Annotated in this window: 17 protein-coding genes; 7 read left to right on the top strand and 10 right to left on the bottom strand. The window is 34.7% G+C overall.

Features of this window, described 5'->3' with window-relative positions:
• Nucleotides 1-28: 28 nt before the first annotated feature.
• From BUA98_RS00530 to BUA98_RS00520, 3 genes are all read right to left on the bottom strand, one after another.
• A complete protein-coding gene (locus BUA98_RS00530; RefSeq protein WP_072969730.1) occupies nt 29-373 on the bottom strand; it encodes a HopJ type III effector protein in 345 nt (114 codons plus the stop codon).
• A 122-nt stretch (nt 374-495) separates the two neighbouring features.
• Nucleotides 496-1,221 carry a 16S rRNA (cytidine(1402)-2'-O)-methyltransferase gene (gene rsmI, locus BUA98_RS00525; RefSeq protein ID WP_072969729.1) on the bottom strand — a complete coding sequence of 242 codons (726 nt, stop codon included), beginning with the start codon at nt 1,219-1,221 and terminating at the stop codon, nt 496-498.
• 112 nt (nt 1,222-1,333) lie between these two features.
• A complete protein-coding gene (locus BUA98_RS00520; protein ID WP_072969728.1) occupies nt 1,334-2,413 on the bottom strand; it encodes a hypothetical protein in 1,080 nt (359 codons plus the stop codon).
• Between the two features lie 237 nt (nt 2,414-2,650).
• On the opposite strand from BUA98_RS00520, the gene BUA98_RS00515 reads away from it, so the two are divergent.
• Nucleotides 2,651-3,241: a thymidine kinase gene (locus BUA98_RS00515; protein ID WP_056248698.1), complete on the top strand. Its 591-nt coding sequence runs from the start codon at nt 2,651-2,653 to the stop codon at nt 3,239-3,241.
• A gap of 29 nt (nt 3,242-3,270) precedes the next feature.
• Nucleotides 3,271-3,717, top strand: a complete 447-nt coding sequence (locus tag BUA98_RS00510) for a hypothetical protein (protein ID WP_072969727.1) — start codon at nt 3,271-3,273, stop codon at nt 3,715-3,717.
• A gap of 210 nt (nt 3,718-3,927) precedes the next feature.
• Here the strand turns inward: BUA98_RS00510 and rpoN are convergent, their stop codons facing one another.
• The 4 genes from rpoN to BUA98_RS00490 form a co-directional block, all read right to left on the bottom strand.
• Entirely contained in the window at nt 3,928-5,388 is a 1,461-nt protein-coding gene (gene rpoN, locus BUA98_RS00505) for an RNA polymerase factor sigma-54 (protein ID WP_072969726.1), read from the bottom strand.
• Nucleotides 5,389-5,479: 91 nt separating this feature from the next.
• On the bottom strand, nt 5,480-5,875 hold the full coding sequence (locus tag BUA98_RS00500) for a GxxExxY protein (RefSeq protein WP_072969725.1): 396 nt from the start codon (nt 5,873-5,875) through the stop codon (nt 5,480-5,482).
• 197 nt (nt 5,876-6,072) lie between these two features.
• Nucleotides 6,073-7,518: an asparagine--tRNA ligase gene (gene asnS, locus BUA98_RS00495; protein ID WP_072969724.1), complete on the bottom strand. Its 1,446-nt coding sequence runs from the start codon at nt 7,516-7,518 to the stop codon at nt 6,073-6,075.
• A gap of 400 nt (nt 7,519-7,918) precedes the next feature.
• Complete coding sequence (locus tag BUA98_RS00490) at nt 7,919-10,303, bottom strand: efflux RND transporter permease subunit (RefSeq protein ID WP_072969723.1); 2,385 nt, start codon at nt 10,301-10,303, stop codon at nt 7,919-7,921.
• A 180-nt stretch (nt 10,304-10,483) separates the two neighbouring features.
• Between BUA98_RS00490 and BUA98_RS00485 the strand changes: the two genes are divergently transcribed.
• The 4 genes from BUA98_RS00485 (at nt 10,484) to BUA98_RS00470 (ending at nt 14,750) form a co-directional block, all read left to right on the top strand.
• Complete coding sequence (locus BUA98_RS00485) at nt 10,484-10,813, top strand: DMT family transporter (protein WP_072969722.1); 330 nt, start codon at nt 10,484-10,486, stop codon at nt 10,811-10,813.
• 108 nt (nt 10,814-10,921) lie between these two features.
• Nucleotides 10,922-11,683 (top strand): sensor histidine kinase, encoded by a 762-nt coding sequence (locus tag BUA98_RS00480; RefSeq protein ID WP_072969721.1) that lies wholly within the window; start codon nt 10,922-10,924, stop codon nt 11,681-11,683.
• Entirely contained in the window at nt 11,646-12,365 is a 720-nt protein-coding gene (locus BUA98_RS00475) for a LytR/AlgR family response regulator transcription factor (protein ID WP_072969720.1), read from the top strand. Before BUA98_RS00480 ends, BUA98_RS00475 begins: the two co-directional genes overlap by 38 nt.
• A 114-nt stretch (nt 12,366-12,479) precedes the next feature.
• Nucleotides 12,480-14,750 (top strand): cation:proton antiporter, encoded by a 2,271-nt coding sequence (locus BUA98_RS00470; RefSeq protein WP_072969719.1) that lies wholly within the window; start codon nt 12,480-12,482, stop codon nt 14,748-14,750.
• A gap of 284 nt (nt 14,751-15,034) precedes the next feature.
• Here the strand turns inward: BUA98_RS00470 and BUA98_RS00465 are convergent, their stop codons facing one another.
• From BUA98_RS00465 to pyrH, 3 genes are all read right to left on the bottom strand, one after another.
• Entirely contained in the window at nt 15,035-17,530 is a 2,496-nt protein-coding gene (locus tag BUA98_RS00465; RefSeq protein ID WP_072969718.1) for a DUF5686 family protein, read from the bottom strand.
• A 119-nt stretch (nt 17,531-17,649) separates the two neighbouring features.
• Nucleotides 17,650-18,213, bottom strand: coding sequence for a ribosome recycling factor (gene frr / locus BUA98_RS00460; RefSeq protein ID WP_026983544.1), 564 nt, complete (start codon nt 18,211-18,213; stop codon nt 17,650-17,652).
• 75 nt (nt 18,214-18,288) lie between these two features.
• Nucleotides 18,289-18,996 carry a UMP kinase gene (gene pyrH / locus BUA98_RS00455; protein ID WP_026983543.1) on the bottom strand — a complete coding sequence of 236 codons (708 nt, stop codon included), beginning with the start codon at nt 18,994-18,996 and terminating at the stop codon, nt 18,289-18,291.
• A gap of 190 nt (nt 18,997-19,186) precedes the next feature.
• Here pyrH and BUA98_RS00450 point away from each other — a divergent pair, with 190 nt between their 5' ends.
• Nucleotides 19,187-19,804: a thioredoxin family protein gene (locus BUA98_RS00450; RefSeq protein WP_072969717.1), complete on the top strand. Its 618-nt coding sequence runs from the start codon at nt 19,187-19,189 to the stop codon at nt 19,802-19,804.
• The last annotated feature ends 140 nt before the right edge of the window (nt 19,805-19,944 follow it).

Below are 19,944 nucleotides of genomic sequence, written 5' to 3'. Positions count from 1 at the left end.
TCTAAAATCTACACTCTAAAATCTAAAATTATTTTGCTTCCAACGCATTTCCCTCAAACTTAATCCCGTCCCAACCTAAGTTGATGAAATTTCTAATGTTTTGATGGTTTGTTCCGTTTGGATCTCCTAAAACTTCTTCAAAATAAAAAGCACCAAAACAGGCTAAAGTCTCTTCTTTGCTTAAGTTTTGCAATTTGGCAAAAGAGAATAATTTACAAGAACCTGAATTTTCTCCGGCAGCATTGTGCTGTGTTCCGTTTTGAAAAGCAGTTGGCGTAAAATTGTAGTTTTCCTCAATTACTGCAATAGTTTCCGGGAATGTTATTTCGTTTGGGGTTTGTTTTACTTTTTCTAAAAAGGCTTGAATGCTCATGATGTTGGTGTTATTTTTTTGCCACGAATTGCACAAATTTCCACTAATTAAATTCGTGATAATTTGTGTAATTCGTGGCGAACATTTTTTTAATTTATTGATTTTGTGAATTCGTGGCGAAATTATTCTTCGTCATCATCATCCTTAGAAAATTTACTTTTCTTAGGTTCTTTAATTACTGTTTTTCCGGCAACGACAACGACGATTTCACCGCGTGGTGCCGTTTTTTCAAAATGAGTTAAAACTTCTTTTGCGGTTCCGCGGACATTTTCTTCGTGCATTTTTGATAATTCTCTCGAAACACAAACTTGTCTGTCTTCTCCAAAATACTGAATAAACTCCGCTAAAGTCTTAACGAGTTTGTGTGGAGAAACGTATAAAATCATCGTTCTTGTTTCTTCGGCTAAAGCCAAAAATCGCGTTTGACGTCCTTTTTTGTCAGGCAGGAAACCTTCAAAAACAAATTTATCATTTGGTAGTCCGCTGTTCACCAAAGCCGGAACAAAAGCCGTTGCACCTGGTAAACATTCCACTTCAATTTTATTTTCGACACACGCGCGCGTCAATAAAAATCCGGGATCAGAAATTGCCGGAGTTCCCGCATCTGAAATTAAGGCGATAGTTTCGCCGGCTTTCAAACGTGCAATTAAATTTTCGGTGGTTTTGTGCTCGTTGTGCATGTGATGGCTGTGCATGTGCGTGCCAATTTCAAAATGCTTCAACAGTTTCCCACTCGTTCTGGTGTCTTCGGCCAAAATCAAATCGACTTCTTTAAGAATCCGAATGGCACGAAAAGTCATGTCTTCAAGATTGCCAATTGGCGTTGGAACGATATATAATTTAGACATATTTTAAATTTAATTTTTAACACGAATTGCACGAATTAACACATATTCCAATCGTTGCAAAAATTACACGGAGTAAAAATTAGTGTCAATTGGTGTAATTTGTGTTTTATTTTTATGAGAATTTCTTCTCTACAATTCCTAAGAAACGCTCAGCGTAATCGTCTTTTCCTTCCCAATTGTTATAATCTGGTTTTACCATATTTTCGATAAATTCCTGCGCTTCTCCGTAGGTATCAAAAGTCAATAATTGATTTAAAACGCGGCTGTAATCTTCAGCACTGTTTCCGAAAAGGTTTTTAGTGAAAGCAATTCGGTCATTCAGATCAATATGAAAACCTTTTGCCAGTTTTTCGTTTAATGTTGCCGCTTTTGGTTCAGCCGGAGTTTCCAGAACCTCTGTTTCAATTTTTGTCTCCTGAATTTCATTAAGTGATGGAAAAGAAGATGAAGGAACAGCTTCAAAACTGTCTACTTTTACAAACTGCGCATCTGCATAATTGATTCCGAAATCTTCAAATGCAAGAGGAAGTGGGTTTGATTTTGAAGTAGTTTGAATTGTTGGATCTTCTTTTTCTTCGATTTTTTCTGCTGAGTTATCTAATTCAAAAGCGGGTTTAAAATCCGGAATTGGGTTTGAATCGCTGCTTGTTTTAAACGAAAGATCTTTATTTGCTTCGATTGTCTTTTTAGCTTCAAGAACAGCTTCGTTGATTTGTTCAATAATTGGATCTTTAAAACTTTCGATAGTTTTAGTTTCTTCAACTGTTTCCACTTCTTCTGTTTCAATAACAGCTTTCTGCTCTTCAATTGTTTCAGCAATCGGTTCTTCGATAACTTCTTCAGTTGGTTCCGGAGTTATTTCTTCCAGAATTTCAGTAACTATTTCTTCAGCAATTACCGGTTCAGGAGTTTCTTCAACTACAGTTTCTTCAGCAACAATTGGAGCTTCTTCTTTAATTTCCGCCGGAGTTACTTCTTCTTTTTCAAAAATACTTTCAATTTGAGAAGTGATTTCACCATGGCTGATGGTTGGTTTTGCACCTTCGAAGTTTTCGTCTATAAATTTTAAAACCGCCAGTTTTTCATATAATTTCTGCGTTTCAAGATACAATTGATTGATATCGGATTTGTTTTTAAGTTTTAAAATTCGATGTGCAATGCTGATTAAATCGGCTTCCAATTTTTTTTTCATAGCTGTAGAAATTATAGTGAATAGGGGTAATTTATATGTTTTGTAATTGAATGTCTTTATTACGGAAAGAAATCAACAAGATTTTTTTTTATTTCTGTTAATAAGCGATTGCGAATCTCCGATTTGATAAAAATTTTCTACTTTTGAAAAAGTGTAAAAACAGCAATTTTTCACGTCGATTTATTACCAGTACAAAGTAATAAAAACTATTCATTTTTAAAGGTAGAAAAATACAAAATGTTTCTCGAAAATACAGTAAATCACAAAGAACAATTTGGTTGGATTGAAGTTATTTGTGGATCAATGTTTTCGGGTAAAACCGAGGAGTTAATCCGCAGATTAAAACGCGCCCAATTTGCCAAACAAAGAGTCGAAATCTTCAAACCTGCTATTGATACCCGCTATCATGACGAAATGGTGGTATCTCATGATTCCAACGAAATTCGTTCCACTCCCGTTCCGGCTGCAGCCAATATTGCTATTTTAGCACAAGGATGCGATGTTATCGGAATTGACGAAGCACAGTTCTTTGATGATGAAATCGTTACCGTTTGTAATGATCTTGCCAATCAGGGGATTCGTGTGATAGTAGCAGGACTTGATATGGATTTTAAAGGAAATCCCTTCGGACCCATGCCCGCACTTATGGCTACAGCCGAATATGTAACTAAAGTTCACGCTGTTTGTACCAGAACCGGAAATCTTGCCAATTACAGTTTCCGTAAAACGGATAATGATAAATTGGTAATGCTGGGTGAAACGGAAGAATACGAACCGTTAAGCCGTGCTGCCTATTATAATGCAATGAAAAAGAGTCAGGAAAAGTAGATTTTTAATTCCATTTAAGCCTTAATATAATGCAAGACAAAAAAACTAAAAGAAAACAAAATATCTTATTATTTGGTGTAATTGGAGTTGCAGTGGCTTTAGCGGTTTATTTTCAATTTTTTCTTTCTGAAACAGCCGTTGAAACAAAAACTGAAGTAAAGGAACTAGTTTCAAAATACAATAAAAATTGCCCGCTTAAAATTCAGGAAGGCATTCGATTAGATAGTGTAAGCTTACCTAATTTGCCTGAAGAAAAAGCAGTTCAATACAATTTAACATTACTAAATGTAGAAAAAGAAACCGCAGAGATTGAGGTAATAAAGACTGAAATCGAAAAAAGTTTGATAAGCACTGCTAAGGCAAATCCGGGACTTCAGGTTTTTAGAGACAATGATTATACTTTGATTTACAGCTACAAAGACAAAAAGAATGTTTCTTTGTTTGATGTGAAAATATTACCGGATCAATATAAATAATTATACAAATTCATTTATAAAATAAAACCCGACAGATTCAAAATCTGTCGGGTTTTTTGCTTTGTCTAAACTGGACTGAAGTCCAGCTCTACAATATAAAATGTTCCTCCGGAACTATAGAAGAGCCTTCGGCTCGAATTATATTGTAGGGCTGAACTTCAGTCCAGTTTAATATAGATTGTGATTGAATTATATTAAATTTTCCAAAACCTAAATCTTCTTCCTCATTCTCGCAACCGGAATATCAAGCTGTTCACGGTATTTTGCAATCGTTCTTCTCGCAATCGGGTAACCTTTTTCTTTTAAGATTTCGGCCAATTGATCGTCTGGTAGAGGTTTCTTCTTGTCTTCTTCTTCAATCGTATTTTTAAGTATCTTTTTGATTTCTAAAGTCGAAACATCTTCTCCCTGATCATTTTTCATCGCTTCAGAGAAAAATTCTTTAATCAGTTTTGTTCCGTATGGCGTTTCTACATATTTGCTGTTAGCAACACGAGAAATCGTCGAAATATCCAGACCAACCATATCAGCAATGTCTTTTAAGATCATTGGTTTTAGTTTGGTTTCGTCGCCGTCTAAAAAGTATTCTTCCTGATAATGCATAATTGCATTCATGGTTACAAAAAGCGTTTCCTGACGTTGTCTGATCGCATCGATAAACCATTTAGCCGAATCCAGTTTTTGTTTGATAAACTGAACCGCATCTTTTTGTGCCGAAGATTTATCACGAGAATCTTTATAGGTCTGCATCATTTCCTGATAGTCTTTAGAGACGTGGAGCGACGGAGCATTTCTTCCGTTTAAAGTCAATTCCAGTTCGCCATCCACAATTCTGATCGCGAAATCGGGAACTACATTTTCGGTAACTTTATTATTTCCGGTATAAGATCCACCCGGTTTTGGGTTTAATCTTTCGATTTCGTGAATTGCTTTTTTAAGCTGTTCGTTTGAAACCGCATATTTCTGCAATAATTTATCGTAATGTTTTTTCGTAAAAGCATCAAACTGATTCTCGATAATATCAATCGCTAAATCAACATATTCGGTTGGCGTTTTGTGTTTTAACTGCAACAATAAACATTCCTGTAAATCACGCGCACCAACTCCCGAAGGTTCCAGTTCGTGAATAACATGAAGCATTTTTTCGACCATAGCTTCATCAGTATAAATTCCCTGAGTAAAGGCCATGTCATCCACCATATCGGCAACGCTTCTGCGGATGTAACCCATGTCATCAATACTTCCAACAAGGAATTCAGCTATTTCGCGCTCTTCATCGTTCAGAATAAAAGTATTCAGCTGATTGATTAAATCCTGATGAAAACTAATTGGCGATGCAAAAGGCGTTTCGCGTTCTTCGTCTTCACTATAATTGTTAACCTGAGTTTTGTAATCTGGAGTATCGTCGTCGCTTAAATATTCGTCAATGTTAATGTCATCTGCTTCGATTCTGTCTGATTCTGCATCATCATAATCGTCGTAGTCTTCATTAGCGAATTCATCAGCTTCGTATTCGTCTTCTTTACCAGCTTCCAAAGCCGGATTTTCGTTCATTTCTTCTAATAAACGTTGCTCAAAAGCTTGCGTAGGCAATTGAATTAACTTCATCAGCTGAATTTGCTGTGGAGATAATTTTTGTGATAATTTTAAATTTAAAAATTGCTTTAGCATAATAAGGCACTAATTTTTTTTAGCCACTAAGACGCGAAGGCGCAAAGTTTTTTATTTTTTAATTGCCTCAAAGGCTTTTACTTGAAATCTTTTAAAATACTCTTTTCGTGTTTATAAATCTTTTAATACCACTTTTGATTAATGGTACATTGAAATTAATTAAAAAGCCTAAATCTTTATTTAACAATTTTAATTGACTTATAATTTGTGCTTCCCAAACTGGATTTATTTGCTCAACTGCTTTTATTTCTATAATTATAGAATCTTCAATCAGTAAATCTAATCTTAATCCTTCAGCAAATTCAATTCCGTCATAAAAAATCGGAATATCAACCTGACGTTTTACATCAAGACCAGCTTTTGTAATTTCATGAGCCAAACAAACTTCATAAACTCTTTCTAATAATCCCGGTCCAAGTTGTTTATGAACTTTAAACGCCGAGTTTACAATTATTTTTCCAATTTCTTCCGTTCTTTCAGAGAGCATAATATTTTGTATTTGCCACGAAGACGCTAAGGCGCAAAGATTTTTTTATTTTTGAAAGTTGTTAAATCTTCAGTTGTAATAAAATAATACTTTTGAATTTATGTCTTCGTGGTATTATTTTAATTTTTTTGAGTGTTTAATCAGTTTTAAAAAATAAACTTAGTGTCCTTGTGCCTTCGTGGCAAATTCCTTTTTTCTTAGAACTCAGCGTTTCCTGGAGTTCTCGGGAAAGGAATTACGTCTCTGATGTTTGTCATACCTGTTACAAACAATACCAAACGCTCAAATCCTAAACCGAAACCTGCATGCGTTGCAGAACCAAATCTTCTGGTGTCTAAATACCAGTATAACTCTTCTTCGTCGATATCTAAGGCTTTCATTTTCTCCACTAAAACATCGTAACGCTCTTCTCTTTCAGAACCACCAACAATTTCTCCAATTCCAGGGAAAAGAATGTCCATTGCACGAACTGTTTCTCTTCCAGGCTCTGTGTTGTCATTCAAACGCATGTAAAACGCTTTAATATTTGCCGGGTAATCGTATAAAATTACCGGACATTTAAAGTGTTTTTCTACTAAATAACGCTCGTGTTCCGATTGTAAATCAGCTCCCCATTCTTCAATGATGTAGCTGAATTTTTTCTTTTTATTTGGAGTTGAATCTCTTAAAATATCAATTGCTTCTGTATAAGAAACACGTTTGAAGTTGTTCTCCAAAACGAAATTCAATTTCTCCAACAAAGCCATTTCGCTTCTTTCTGCCTGAGGTTTTGATTTTTCTTCTTCTAAAAGTCTTCCTTCTAAGAATTTCAAATCGTCTTTACAGTTGTCTAAAGCATATTTAATTACGTACTGAATGAAATCTTCAGCCAAATCCATGTTGTCATCAAGGTCGTTGAAAGCAACTTCCGGCTCAATCATCCAAAACTCTGCCAGGTGACGGGAAGTGTTTGAATTCTCTGCTCTAAAAGTTGGTCCAAAAGTATAAATCTGACCCAAAGCCATAGCAAAAGTTTCACCTTCTAATTGTCCGGAAACTGTTAGGTTTGTTTCTTTTCCGAAGAAATCTTCTTTATAATTTACTTTTCCGTCTTCAGTTCTTGGTGTATTGTCAAAAGGCAACGCCGTAACTTTAAACATTTCTCCTGCACCTTCAGCGTCAGAACCCGTAATGATTGGTGTATTAACATACACAAAACCTTTATCCTGAAAGTATTTATGAACTGCAAATGACAATACCGAACGCACACGCATAATGGCTCCAAAAGCATTAGTACGAACACGTAAATGTGCATTTTCTCTTAAGAATTCCAAAGAGTGTTTTTTAGGCTGCATTGGGAATTTCTCAGCATCAGAATCTCCAAGGATTTCAAGCGTTTTAACCTGAATCTCATATTTCTGACCAGCACCTTTGCTTTCTACCAAAGTTCCAATTACAGAAACCGCAGCTCCGGTTGTGATTCTTTTTAAAGTTTCTTCCGGTGTATTTTCAAAATCAACAACACATTGTATATTATTAATGGTAGAACCGTCATTAAGCGCGATGAACTGATTATTTCTAAAAGTTCTCACCCATCCTTTTGCATTCACTTCCTGTAGCGTCGTCGTACTGTTTAATAAGTCTTTAACTTTTGTGTGTTTCATTTTTATATATAATATTGAAATTAAATTATTTGTTGTGCATTAACTGCAAATATAAACGATAATTATTAAAATTAGAAGCTGTTTCCCGCTATCCGCTATATCTTTTTAGGCAGAACGTTTACGGTAAACGAGATATTTCCGATTGCCTAAAAAGGATACCGCTGCTATCGGGGCTAGGGACTCGTTTTCAAAAGAACCAATTTTCTTTTTATTATTTATTTCTCTCATTTTTGTCATTCCGAGGAACGAGGAATCCCCGCAAGAAGCTCGACAAAGATTGGCGAGTCTCTGGATGGAGTTACTCGTGGGGATTCCTCGTTCCTCGGAATGACAATTGTTGTGTCTAAACCTTTGTCAAAGTTTAAACCTTTGACAAAGGTTCAAAATATCGTAATCCGCGCTAATTCGTGAAATTAGTGTTTCCTTCCAATCCCTCCAAATCCTCTTTTTTAGCCTTCTTCTTCTCAAAAGTCAAAACCAAAGCCGGTAAAACCAATAAATTCGCAAACATCGCAAACGCCAATGTGCAAGAAATTAATCCACCAAGCGCGATTGTTCCGCTGAAACTAGAAAGCGTGAAAGTAGCAAATCCTAAAATTAAAACCACTGATGTATAAAAAGTACTGATTCCAGTCTCTCTTAAAGCACTGAAGACCGATTTTTTTACTTTTCCGTTACTCTGTATTAAATCATGTTTGTATTTCGCCATAAACTGAATCGCATTATCAACCGAGATTCCAAACGCAATACTGAATACTAAAATAGTCGAAGGTTTTAGCGGAATTCCAAAATAACCCATCAATCCGGACGTAATGCAAAGCGGTAAAACATTCGTAATTACCGATGCAAAAACCATTTTGAACGATCGGAACAAATACAGCATCAAAATCGCAATTACTAAAATCGCAAAAATCAACGATTCAATTAAATTGTCAACCAGGTATGATGTTCCTTTCTGGAAAACCAATGCTTTTCCGGTAACGGTAACTTCGTAACGGTCTTTCGGGAAAATTTCATCAATTTTTGAGTGTAATTTTTTCTCGACTTTCGCCATTTCGTCGGTACCAATATCTTTCATGAAAGTCGTGATTCGGGCATATTGTCCAGTCGAATCAACATACGCTTTCATCAAATTTTCTTTGCTGTTTTTCGTCGCATTTTTAGCATAACCCAAAATAAAAGTCTGCTCTTGCGAAGTTGGCAATTGGTAATATTCAGGATTTCCGTTATAAAAAGCCTGTTTCGAATATTTAACCAAATTCACAATAGAAACCGGTTTTGCCAATTCAGGCATTTCTTCAATTGTGTTTTGCAACTCATCCATTTTACGAATCGTTGACGCCTTCATAACACCTTTTTTCTTTTTGGTGTCAATCATGATTTCAAGCGGCATGACACCGTTGAACTCTTTTTCGTAGAATAAAATATCTTTAAAGAAAGAAGCGCTTTTTGGCATTTCGCCAATCAAACTTCCTGAAACTTTCATTTGCGAAACGCCAATAACGCTGAAAACCAAAAGCAAACCGTAAATCGTATAAATTACTTTTCGTTTATTTTTCACCACATTTTCTACAAAATCTAATAAAGTAGAAATGTAAGTTTTAGTTAAGTGATAAAGGTGTTTTTCTTTCGGAAGCGACATGAAACTGTATACAATCGGCACAATTAAAAGTGTCAATAAATACACAGAAATTACATTGATAGAAGTTACCAAACCAAATTCAAAAAGCAAATCATTTCCGGTAATCATAAACGTTGCAAAACCTATCGCCGTCGTTAAATTCGTCATTAAAGTCGAAACTCCAATTTTCGAAATAATGCGCTGCAAAGCTTTTGCCTGATTGTTATGCAATTTAATTTCCTGCTGGTATTTGTTAATCAGGAAAATACAATTCGTGATTCCGATTACGATAATTAATGGCGGAATAATAGCTGTTAAAATCGTGATTTTATAATGAAACAATCCAAGCGTTCCAAACGACCAGATTACACCAACAATCAAAATACAGATTGAAATAAAAGTTGCCCTAAACGAACGGAAAAAGAAAAAGAAAATCAGAGAAACTGTAAATAAAGCCGCACCGATAAACAATCCGATTTCGCCTTTCATATTATCAGCGTTGATCGTTCTGATGTATGGCATTCCCGAAACTTTCAAATCGATTCCAGTTGTTTTCTCGAATTTATCGATTTTCGGAACTAAATTTTCCAAAATAAAAGTCTTTCTCTCAGCTGTATTTACAAGTGCTTTGTTCATGTAAATTGCCGAACGGACACTTCCGCTTTCTTTATTAAAAAGTAAGCCTTCGTAAAAAGGCAAGTTATTGAATAAATCGTGCTGAACGGTTTTCAAATAAGCCGGATCAACCGTTTTACTTTGATCAATAAACGGACTAAGAACGAATTTTTGGTTTACCGTATCTTTCTCTAATTTTTTCAAATCATTTAGAGAGACAACCAGATCAACTTCTTTTGATTTTTTTAAACCGGTCATCAACTCATTCCAGGCGGCATAATTTTTTGGAGTAAAGAATTTTTTGTCCTGAAAACCAATTACAATAAGGTTTCCTTCTTCACCAAATTTGTCAAGGAATTTTTGATAATCTTTATTTGCAATATGATTTTTTGGAAGTAAGTTGGCTTCGGTATACGTCATAGCAAGGTTTTTCCATTGGTAGCCAAGGAAAATTGTCAGGGCAGCAACCAAAACCAATATTGTTATTCTGTTTTTAAGAATAATTCGGGCTACTTTTTCCCAAAAACCAACGTGAATAGCGTTTTTCATAAAATCTTTAAAAATGGTTGCAAATGTAGTGAAAACTGCTCTAAATCATAAACAATCGAGGGTATTTTACTTAATGTTAACACAAATTTGAAAGATCTGGGTTTGTGATAAATTTTTGCTTTTTGCTGTTTACTCAGTAGCTTTTCTCATCTTTGTACTTAATTTAAAAATGAGACGAAAATGAACTGGATTTTATTAATTATCGCAGGGCTTTTTGAAGTTGGCTTTGCCTCCTGCTTAGGCAAAGCCAAAGAAACAACTGGAATGGTGTCAACGTATTGGATGGGTGGTTTTTTTATCTGTCTTTCAATCAGTATGATTTTATTGTATAAAGCCACGCAGGAATTACCCATTGGAACCGCCTATGCCGTTTGGACAGGGATTGGAGCTGTTGGAACCGTTTTAGTTGGAATATTTATTTTTAAAGAACCGGCAACTTTCTGGAGGATATTTTTTCTTTCAACATTAATTGCTTCGATTATTGGGTTGAAGTTTGTTTCCAGTCATTAAAAATATGGCACGCGGATGACGCGGATTGAACGGAAAAAATCTGTGCAAACCCGTTTTATCCGTGTCATCCGTGAGCAAAAAAAACACTATTTATATAAATAATTAGCAATGCAAGAAAACAACACCATCACTTTTATTTTTTTAGCAATTATTCTATTGCTGGTTGCCATCATTTGTTTAATGGTTTATCAATTAATGCAGGCCAAAAAATCAAAAGAGGATGCCGAAGAAAGTTTTTATGCTTTAGAAAGAAAAGTGAATGATTTGCAGTTAGAAACTTTAGAATCAAAACTGAATCCGCATTTGTTTAAGAATATTCTAAATTCGATTCAGTCACACGCGTATCAGACTTATTTTGCCTTAGATAAATTGGCGAATGTTCTCGATTATATTTTATACGAAAGCAAAAAGAAATTCGTCACGGCAAAAGAAGAAATTGATTTTGCCTTGAATCTTATCGAAATCAATAAAATTAAAATCAGTCCGCTTTTTGAGTTGAAGATCAAAACCAACATTAACAAAGAAGACAAATTATACGAACAGCCTTTACTGGCACCGTTAATTTCGATTGATTTAATTGAGAATGCCTTCAAACATGCCGATCTTCAAAGTGCCGATGCTTTTATTTCCGTTGTTTTTGAGTTCAAAGACAATGCTTTTTCGATGACGGTTTCGAATAAAATCTCCGATAAAAAAGTACTCAAAAAGGAGCGAAGCGGTTATGGCCACGCAACTTTAGAACATCGACTTAAAATTATTTATAGGAATAATTTCAAACTAGACCGATTCGTAGAAAATGATATTTATATTGCCCATCTAAAAATAGATTTACTTGAATACAAAACTGAAATGCTTGCTGCTGGACGATGAGTTACCTGGATTGATGTATCTTAAAATGCTTTGCGAACAAATTCCCGAAGTAGAAATAGTAAAAACGTATAACAATCCTGAAAAACTATTGGCTGAAATTCCGAATCTCGATTTTGATTTGTTAATATCAGATATCGAAATGCCGGGAATTGACGGCTTGCATTTGGCTGAAATGCTTCAGAATAAATTAGTGATTTTCTGTACGGCGTATAAAGAATATGCTGCCGATGCTTTTAACATTGATGCGGTAGATTATATTACAAAACCCGTAAAATTAGAACGTTTGCAAAAAGCAATCTCAAAAGCTTACGAACGATTCAACAAACCAGAAACGGCAAAAAAATTCATTCAGTTAAATACGGATAAAGGAAAAACGTTATTGTATTTCGACCAAATTCAATTGATAAAAACGGCAATCAGCGACAGTCGTGACAAAACGGTTTTACTTTCTGATGGCAGTTTTTTGAATTTAAAAAACGTCAAATTTGATACGCTTTTAAAGGAATTACCAGAAGCCGATTTCTGCCGAATAAATAAAAAAGAAATTCTGGCGGTAAAAGCAATCAAATTCTTTAATCATAACGAGATTGTATTGCATCATTTAGAAGAAAATAATAAAAATACGACTTTGATTTTGAGCGAAACCTATCGTTCTGACTTTTTAAAAAAGGTGAAAATCTAACTTATTACAAAGTTTTTCGGACTTGTTACATAGATTGAAAATTAGCTGTAAATTTACTTTCTCACTACGTTTTCAGTACTGATATTTGCGCCAATAAATCAAAAAAAATGAGTTATGAATAACATTAAAAACTCTTTATTTTACGTTACTGTAATTGGTGGTTTTACTGCATTAATATATTGGGTAATTTCTAAAGGAGCTTCGCTTGAAGTGGGTCGGGGAATTGTTCAGAAAAAAATAGAAAGCAACCATTGGAATGATTTTCTGCATTCGATGATTGAGAATTTACAGCATCCTTTAGCTATTTTATTGGCTCAGATCGTGACTATTATTTTGGCCGCACGTTTGTTTGGATGGATTTTCAGAAAAATCGGTCAGCCATCAGTAATTGGTGAAATGATTGCCGGAATTGTTTTGGGGCCTTCTTTGGTCGGAATGTACTTTCCGGAATTTTCAGCCGCTTTATTTCCAAAAGAATCATTAGGAAACTTACAATTCTTAAGTCAGATTGGTTTGATTCTTTTCATGTTCGTGATCGGAATGGAATTGGATTTGAAAGTGCTGAAAAATAAAGCACACGAATCAGTTGTAATTAGTCATGCGAGTATTGTAATTCCGTTTGCACTAGGTTTGACGCTTGCTTATTTTATTTACGCAACCTTTGCGCCGGTTGGAGTAGCCTTTTCTTCTTTCGGATTATTTATGGGAATCGCTATGAGTATCACTGCGTTTCCGGTTTTGGCCAGAATTGTTCAGGAAAGAGGCATGCAAAAAACAAAATTAGGGACTATCGCGATAACCTGTGCCGCGGCTGATGATATTACGGCCTGGTGTCTTTTGGCAGTTGTAATTGCGATTGTAAAAGCTGGTTCGCTTTTGAGTTCATTATATGTTATTGGCCTGGCGATTTTATATGTGATTATCATGCTTAAAATAGTCCGTCCGTTCCTGAAACGTGTGGGAGATTTGAATTCAACAAGAGAAAGTTTGAATAAACCGGTTGTTGCTATTTTCTTTTTAACGCTTTTATTTTCTGCGTATGCTTCAGAATTAATCGGAATTCACGCTTTGTTTGGCGCGTTCTTGGCAGGAGCCATTATGCCGGAAAATAATAAATTTAGAAACATTTTTATTGAAAAAGTAGAAGATGTTGCCATCATCGTTTTATTGCCATTGTTCTTTGTGTTTACTGGTTTACGTACACAAATTGGTTTACTAAACGATCCTTATTTATGGAAAGTTACTGCTGTAATTATTGCGGTTGCTGTAGTAGGGAAATTCTTTGGAAGTGCTTTCGCAGCCAAATTTGTGGGGCAAAACTGGAAAGACAGTTTAGCTATTGGAGCCTTGATGAATACAAGGGGGTTAATGGAACTTGTAGTATTAAATATTGGTTATGATTTAGGTGTTCTTTCTACTGAAGTTTTTACCATGATGGTAATTATGGCGCTAGTGACGACATTTATGACAGGACCGGCTTTAGATTTTATCAACTTTATTTTTAAAGATAAAGTTACGGCTGTTCCTCAGGAAATAGGGAACAAAAGCAAATACAAAATTCTGCTTTCGTTCGCTACTCCGGAAAAAGGAAAAAAATTATTGCAAATTGCTAACAGCTTAGTTAAAAAACAAGGAGACAATTCAATCGTAACGGCAATGCACTTATCGTTGAGTACGGAGATACATTCCTTTGATGTTAAAGATCATGAGCGTAAAATGTTAGTTCCGGTAATTGAAGAGTCACATCGATTGAATCAGAATATGCTGAGTGTTTTTAAAGTAACAAATGATATTGATACCGAAATTATAGATACAGCTAATCAAGGAGAGTACGATTTATTATTAGTTGGTTTGGGACAGTCTATTTTTGACGGAACATTGCTTGGAAAGATTCTTGGTTTTACAACGAGAATCGTAAATCCGGATCGTTTGATTGATAAGTTCACAGGAAAAGAAGGTTTGTTTGAAAATTCTCCTTTTGATGAAAGAACACGTCATATTATTGCAAAAAGCAAAATGCCGGTTGGGATTTTTATTGATAAAGATTTAGAAGAAGTCAATCAGATTTTTATGCCGATTTTTAGTCAGGAAGATGCTTTTTTAATTGATTATGCGAAGAAATTAATCAACAATAACGGGTCGCAAATTACGGTTTTAGATGCCAGCGGCGAAGTTAAAAGTACTCGTGATATTCAGGAAAGTATTCGTTCTATTGAACAAATTGCACCCAATCATATTATGATTATGCACGACAGAACAATTAAAAAAGAGTTTTTAGAAAGCCAGAACTTAATGATTATAAGTTTAGACAGCTGGAAAAAATTGATCGAATCACAAAGTATTTGGTTGAATAATACACCTTCGGTTTTGATTTTGAAACCCTAGATTTTTAAAAATTCCAATATAAAAAATCCCAAATTCCAATTCTATGATTGGAGTTTGGGATTTTGTTTTTTCTTTCTTTAGTATAATTACGTATTGTTTTGTCATTCCGAACGAGGAATCTCCGTAAGAAGCTCTACAATCAAAATCGCCAATCTTTGTCGAGCCACTTGCGGAGATTCCTCGTGCCTCGGAATGACAAACTGGATGTTTTTATTGGAATTTGGAATTTATTTTTTTTAGCAGTTTGTGGTTGGAATTTGGAATTTAAATATTGGAATTTAATTTTACAATCCCAAATCAAGCACATAAGAAATCTTAACCGCAATATTATCTTCAAATTTTAATAACTGATTTGGTCCGTAACGGTAAAAGCCACCCAAACCAAAACCTTTGAAAATTCGGTTTAATTCGATTCCTGATTCAAAGAAACCTTTGTCTAAAGTTTTATAAGCCGGGCCAACATGTTGTTCAGGATTTTCCATATTTCCCCATGCCATTCTGGTTACTAATACCAAAGAAGGACGAACTTTTTTCATGATTTTAATTCGGTCAAAACCATGTTTTACCTGGAAAAAGATATATTGACTAGAGAAGAATTCATTGAAAAACATGGTTTCGAAACTGTTTCTTCCGGCAAAAGTGATACGTTGTATTATTGTTTCTTTGGTTAAATTATTAGGCATTGTATTGTAAAGATGCGTAATCGGTACATCACCCATGGCGTAACCACCTTGCAGTAATAAACTGGTTTTTTGACCGTTCAGGTATTTTTTTTCATACTCGGTTTTGAAATCTATTTTACTGAAGGTAAAGTCATTTTCTAAAACGTTAGGAAGGGATTGTGTATACTGAAAAGTAAATCTCGGAAACCTTTTTTCGGTTTCATTTCTTCCTGTTGGCGTTTGCATGAAATCGCTAAACGGCGCCCAAACAATCGAGGCCATAGCCGTTGTCATGACATAGCTCGAGTATAGTTGTCCGTTTAAATTAAATAAATAATCAAATTTTGGTTCAACATCTGTTCGCGCTAATTCAAATACAGCTTCTGTTTTTGGGATAATCTTTGTCTGTACATTCGCTTTCCAGCTAATGTATTTGTAAAAAGTACTAATATTGATGGGGCGTGGATCGTAAATTTTGAAAACACGTTTGTCAACAGCGAACACCGTACTTGCAATTTCCCGCACATCGTCTGTATATGATCCGTTAAGCCAGGTATTAGTTGATTTATCCAATAAAACTCCGGAACCTAAGCTGTATTTAAAATTACCATCTTTTGTTCCGTATGCGGTATAACCTTCGATTCTGAAGTTTTTAGAAAAACGGTCGTTTGTAATTCCGCCAACGCCTAAACGAAATCCTTCATAATTATTATAACTGATGATTTTCTTTAAATCCAAATCGATTGGGCCAATAGGCAAATAACCGTTTATGATTTTTCGTCCAAGACCTAAACGCTTTTCAATTCTTTTACTTATCGAGATACTATCTAATAATTGATACGTTTTCTGGCTTTTTAAGTCTAAACTGTCTTTTCTGTAAGTATCCCAGAATTCTTCCGGCTTTTTGCTGGCATCGTCTTTAATTTCGATATAAAGCGATGGATCTTTTATTGGAGAATTGGTATTATAATGAATGTCGAAATTGTTACTTTCAGAAAGCAAATAAGTGAAATCTGAAGCCGTTTTTTTTCTGGGTTCAAAATTGTCCTCTATATCTCCGTCAAACTGAATCGTTCCGCCTAAAATTTTGATATCGTCATTACTTTTTCCTTTTACAATTTTGAAAGTGGTCTTGCTTTGAAACCAGATTTTCTCCTCCGGAACGTATTCAAATTCATGAATACCGCTAATATCCAGGACGCCTTTTATTCGCATTACCGCTTTGGCAACAGCGAAATTTTCCTGATCAATATATAAAACCCCTTCAAGACCATTTGATTTTCTTTTTTTCTTGTTTTTAAAGTAAATCATATAAGTGTCTCTGCCTTTTATCGGAACGGTGTCGAGTAATTTATAGTTGTAATCGGCAAAGCCATTGTCTGCTATAGGACTCTGGTGTTTGGTTTCGAACAATTCATATTTCGAACCATAAACTGAAATAGATTGTAAATTGAAGGCAATGATTTCGTAAACAGGCTGTTTAAAACCTGCCATTTTGGTACCGAGAATAGTTTCTTTCAGTTTATTGTTTCCAAACTGATATTGAGAAACTTTTTCAGTCTGAAATAAATGTTGCTTGCTTATAATTTCTTTAAACTTATAATCGGATGAATCTACGTTTATCGTTTTTTTATTGAAATCTTTATAGGCTGCGGAGGAATCAATTCTGCCATCAATAGAATCCGGATTGGCTGTTACAATAAGTTTGTTGTAGGTTTTGTATTCAAAACTGCTGAGTTTCTTCTGCGGATTATTTAGATTCTTATTCGCAATAACTTTTTTAATTATAGTTAAGGCCGGATTTTCATTAGAAACAACAACTTCCTTTAAATCATCTGTTTTTTCAGAAAGTGAAATTGAATAAAACGTTTTATTAGCTGTTAAAGCAATAATTTTAGTTTGAAAGCCAATATAAGAAACCGCAAAAGTGCTGGTTTTGGCATTGATTTTCAAATCAAATTTTCCATCAACATCTGTTATGGTATTGTGGTTGTCTGAAGTAGTGATTGTAGCAAACGGAAGAGGCCTCCTGTTTGCATCTGTTACAATTCCGTTTATTTGAAATTGCGCCTGAATAGTAAGCGTAAAAAACAAAGTCAATAAACAAAATAGCTTCATACTGAGGATTATAGTTTCAAAAACGAAAACATTGTGTTTTTGGTATGCAAAAATAAGAATAAAAAAATCCGTCTGGTATAATTTAACCAAACGGATTTTTAATTTATGTTGAATAAAAATTACACCTTCATGATTTCAGCTTCTTTCGCAGCCAATAATTCATCAATTTTTTTGATGTAAGCATTCGTTAAGTTTTGAACTTCTTCTTCAGCAGATTTACAAACATCTTCAGAAGTTCCTTCTTTTTCTAATTTTTTAATGTCAGTGTTAGCGTCTTTACGTACGTTACGAACACCAATTTTTGCATCTTCCGCTTCAGATTTTGCTTGTTTTGCTAATTCTCTACGACGATCTTCTGTTAAAGGCGGTACACTGATAATAATCATGTCTCCATTATTCATTGGATTGAAACCAATATTAGCAATCATAATCGCTTTTTCAATAACGTGAAGCATGTTTTTTTCAAACGGCTGTAAAGTAATTGTTCTTGCGTCTGGAACACTAATTTTGGACACCTGAGAAAGAGGAGTTGCAGATCCGTAATAATCTACAAAAACACTTCCCAACATCGCAGGAGAAGCTTTTCCCGCACGAATGTTTAGGAATTCTTTCTCTAAATGCGCAATTGAGCCATTCATTGATTCTTCAGTACTCTCTAATATAAAATCTATTTCTTCACTCATTTTTTTAAGTTTTCAGTTTTGAATCTCAGTTTTTAGTTAAGGTCAGCAAGTGCGACTGTAAACTGTTACTGATGACTATATATTTACAACGGTTCCGATGTTTTCTCCTTCACAGATTTTCAATAAGTTTCCAATTTTGTTCATATCAAAAACAACAATTGGTAATTTATTTTCCTGGCTTAATGTGAATGCTGTCGTATCCATTACGTTTAATCCTTTTTTAAGAACATCGTCAAACGAAATGAAATCAAATTTTACTGCCGAAGCATTTTTCTCAGGATCGCAGTCGTAAACACCATCAACGCGAGTTCCTTTTAGGATAACATCAGCATTAATTTCGATTCCTCTTAAAACAGCAGCGGTATCAGTTGTGAAATATGGATTTCCGGTTCCGGCTCCAAAAATTACGATTCTTCCTTTTTCAAGGTGACGGTCCGCTCTTCTTTTGATATATGGTTCTGCAATAGATTCCATTTTCAAAGCAGTCTGCAAACGCGTTTTCATTCCTTTGTCTTCAAGTGCGCCTTGTAAAGCCATTCCGTTAATTACGGTTGCAAGCATTCCCATATAATCGCCTTGTACTCTGTCCATACCAGCACTTGCACCAGCAACGCCTCTAAAAATATTTCCTCCTCCAATAACAATAGCAATTTCTACTCCTTTACTGTGAATTTGCTTAATTTCTTCAGCATATTCGGCTAATCTTTTAGGGTCAATTCCGTATTGTAAATCACCCATTAAGGCCTCGCCGCTAAGTTTTAGAAGAATTCTTTTATATTTCATGTTTGTGTTGCGTTAATTTGTGCAAATATAGACATATTCTGATTTTTAAAAATAATGTTTACAAAAAATTAATTGCTCTTTATATATTTAATTCTGAAAGACTTTTAAACTTTATTTGATTGAATCTGATAAAAGTCATTTGGTTGTCTTTTGAAATTTCTTAAATTTATAAAACCAAAACGAAAGAATTATGAAAAGTATCGTCGCTAAAGCATTATTCAACAGTCATTCCTATGCCGAATATCGAAAATTAGTAACCGATTTATTATCTGAAGGAAAATCAACCGGTGATGAACAATCTGAAAGTCTGACGCACTATACAAGTCTCAATGAAGCGCGAATGAACCGATTGGAAAAAACGATTAAAATTTCTGAAGAGACCATAACAAAACTTCAAAATTTAGACAACCATTATATCTGGTTAGTGATTTCTGAAGGCTGGTGCGGAGATGCCGCTCAAATACTTCCTATTCTGCATAAAATGGCAAATGAATCAAATAAAAAAGTTGATCTCCGAATTGTTTTACGTGATGAAAATGATGAATTAATGCGTCACTATCTAACAAATGGAGGAAGAGCAATTCCAAAAGTTATTGTGATTTGCAAAGAAGCCGGAATTGTGCGTGCAGACTGGGGGCCAAGACCAAAAGGCGCCACAGAATTAATGGCAAATTATAAAAAAGAATTTGGTGTGATTGATGAGAAAATCAAAACCGACTTGCAATTATGGTATTTGGCTGATAAAGGAATTTCTGTTCAGGAAGAATTGATGCAGATCATGGAAAATATAAAGTACGATCGATTTTAAGCTTCTGGTATAGATAAAATCGTTGAAATCGCTTATTTTCGGGGTAATCGACTGGAAACAAGAATTTTAGTAATAAATAATCCGTTAAAATATTTTTTTCTGATTATAATATTTTGTACCTTGTTATCATAATCCCACTT

The organism is Flavobacterium saccharophilum (genome assembly GCF_900142735.1).
Lineage (GTDB): Bacteria > Bacteroidota > Bacteroidia > Flavobacteriales > Flavobacteriaceae > Flavobacterium > Flavobacterium saccharophilum.
This window is presented reverse-complemented; position numbering and strand designations above follow the sequence as displayed.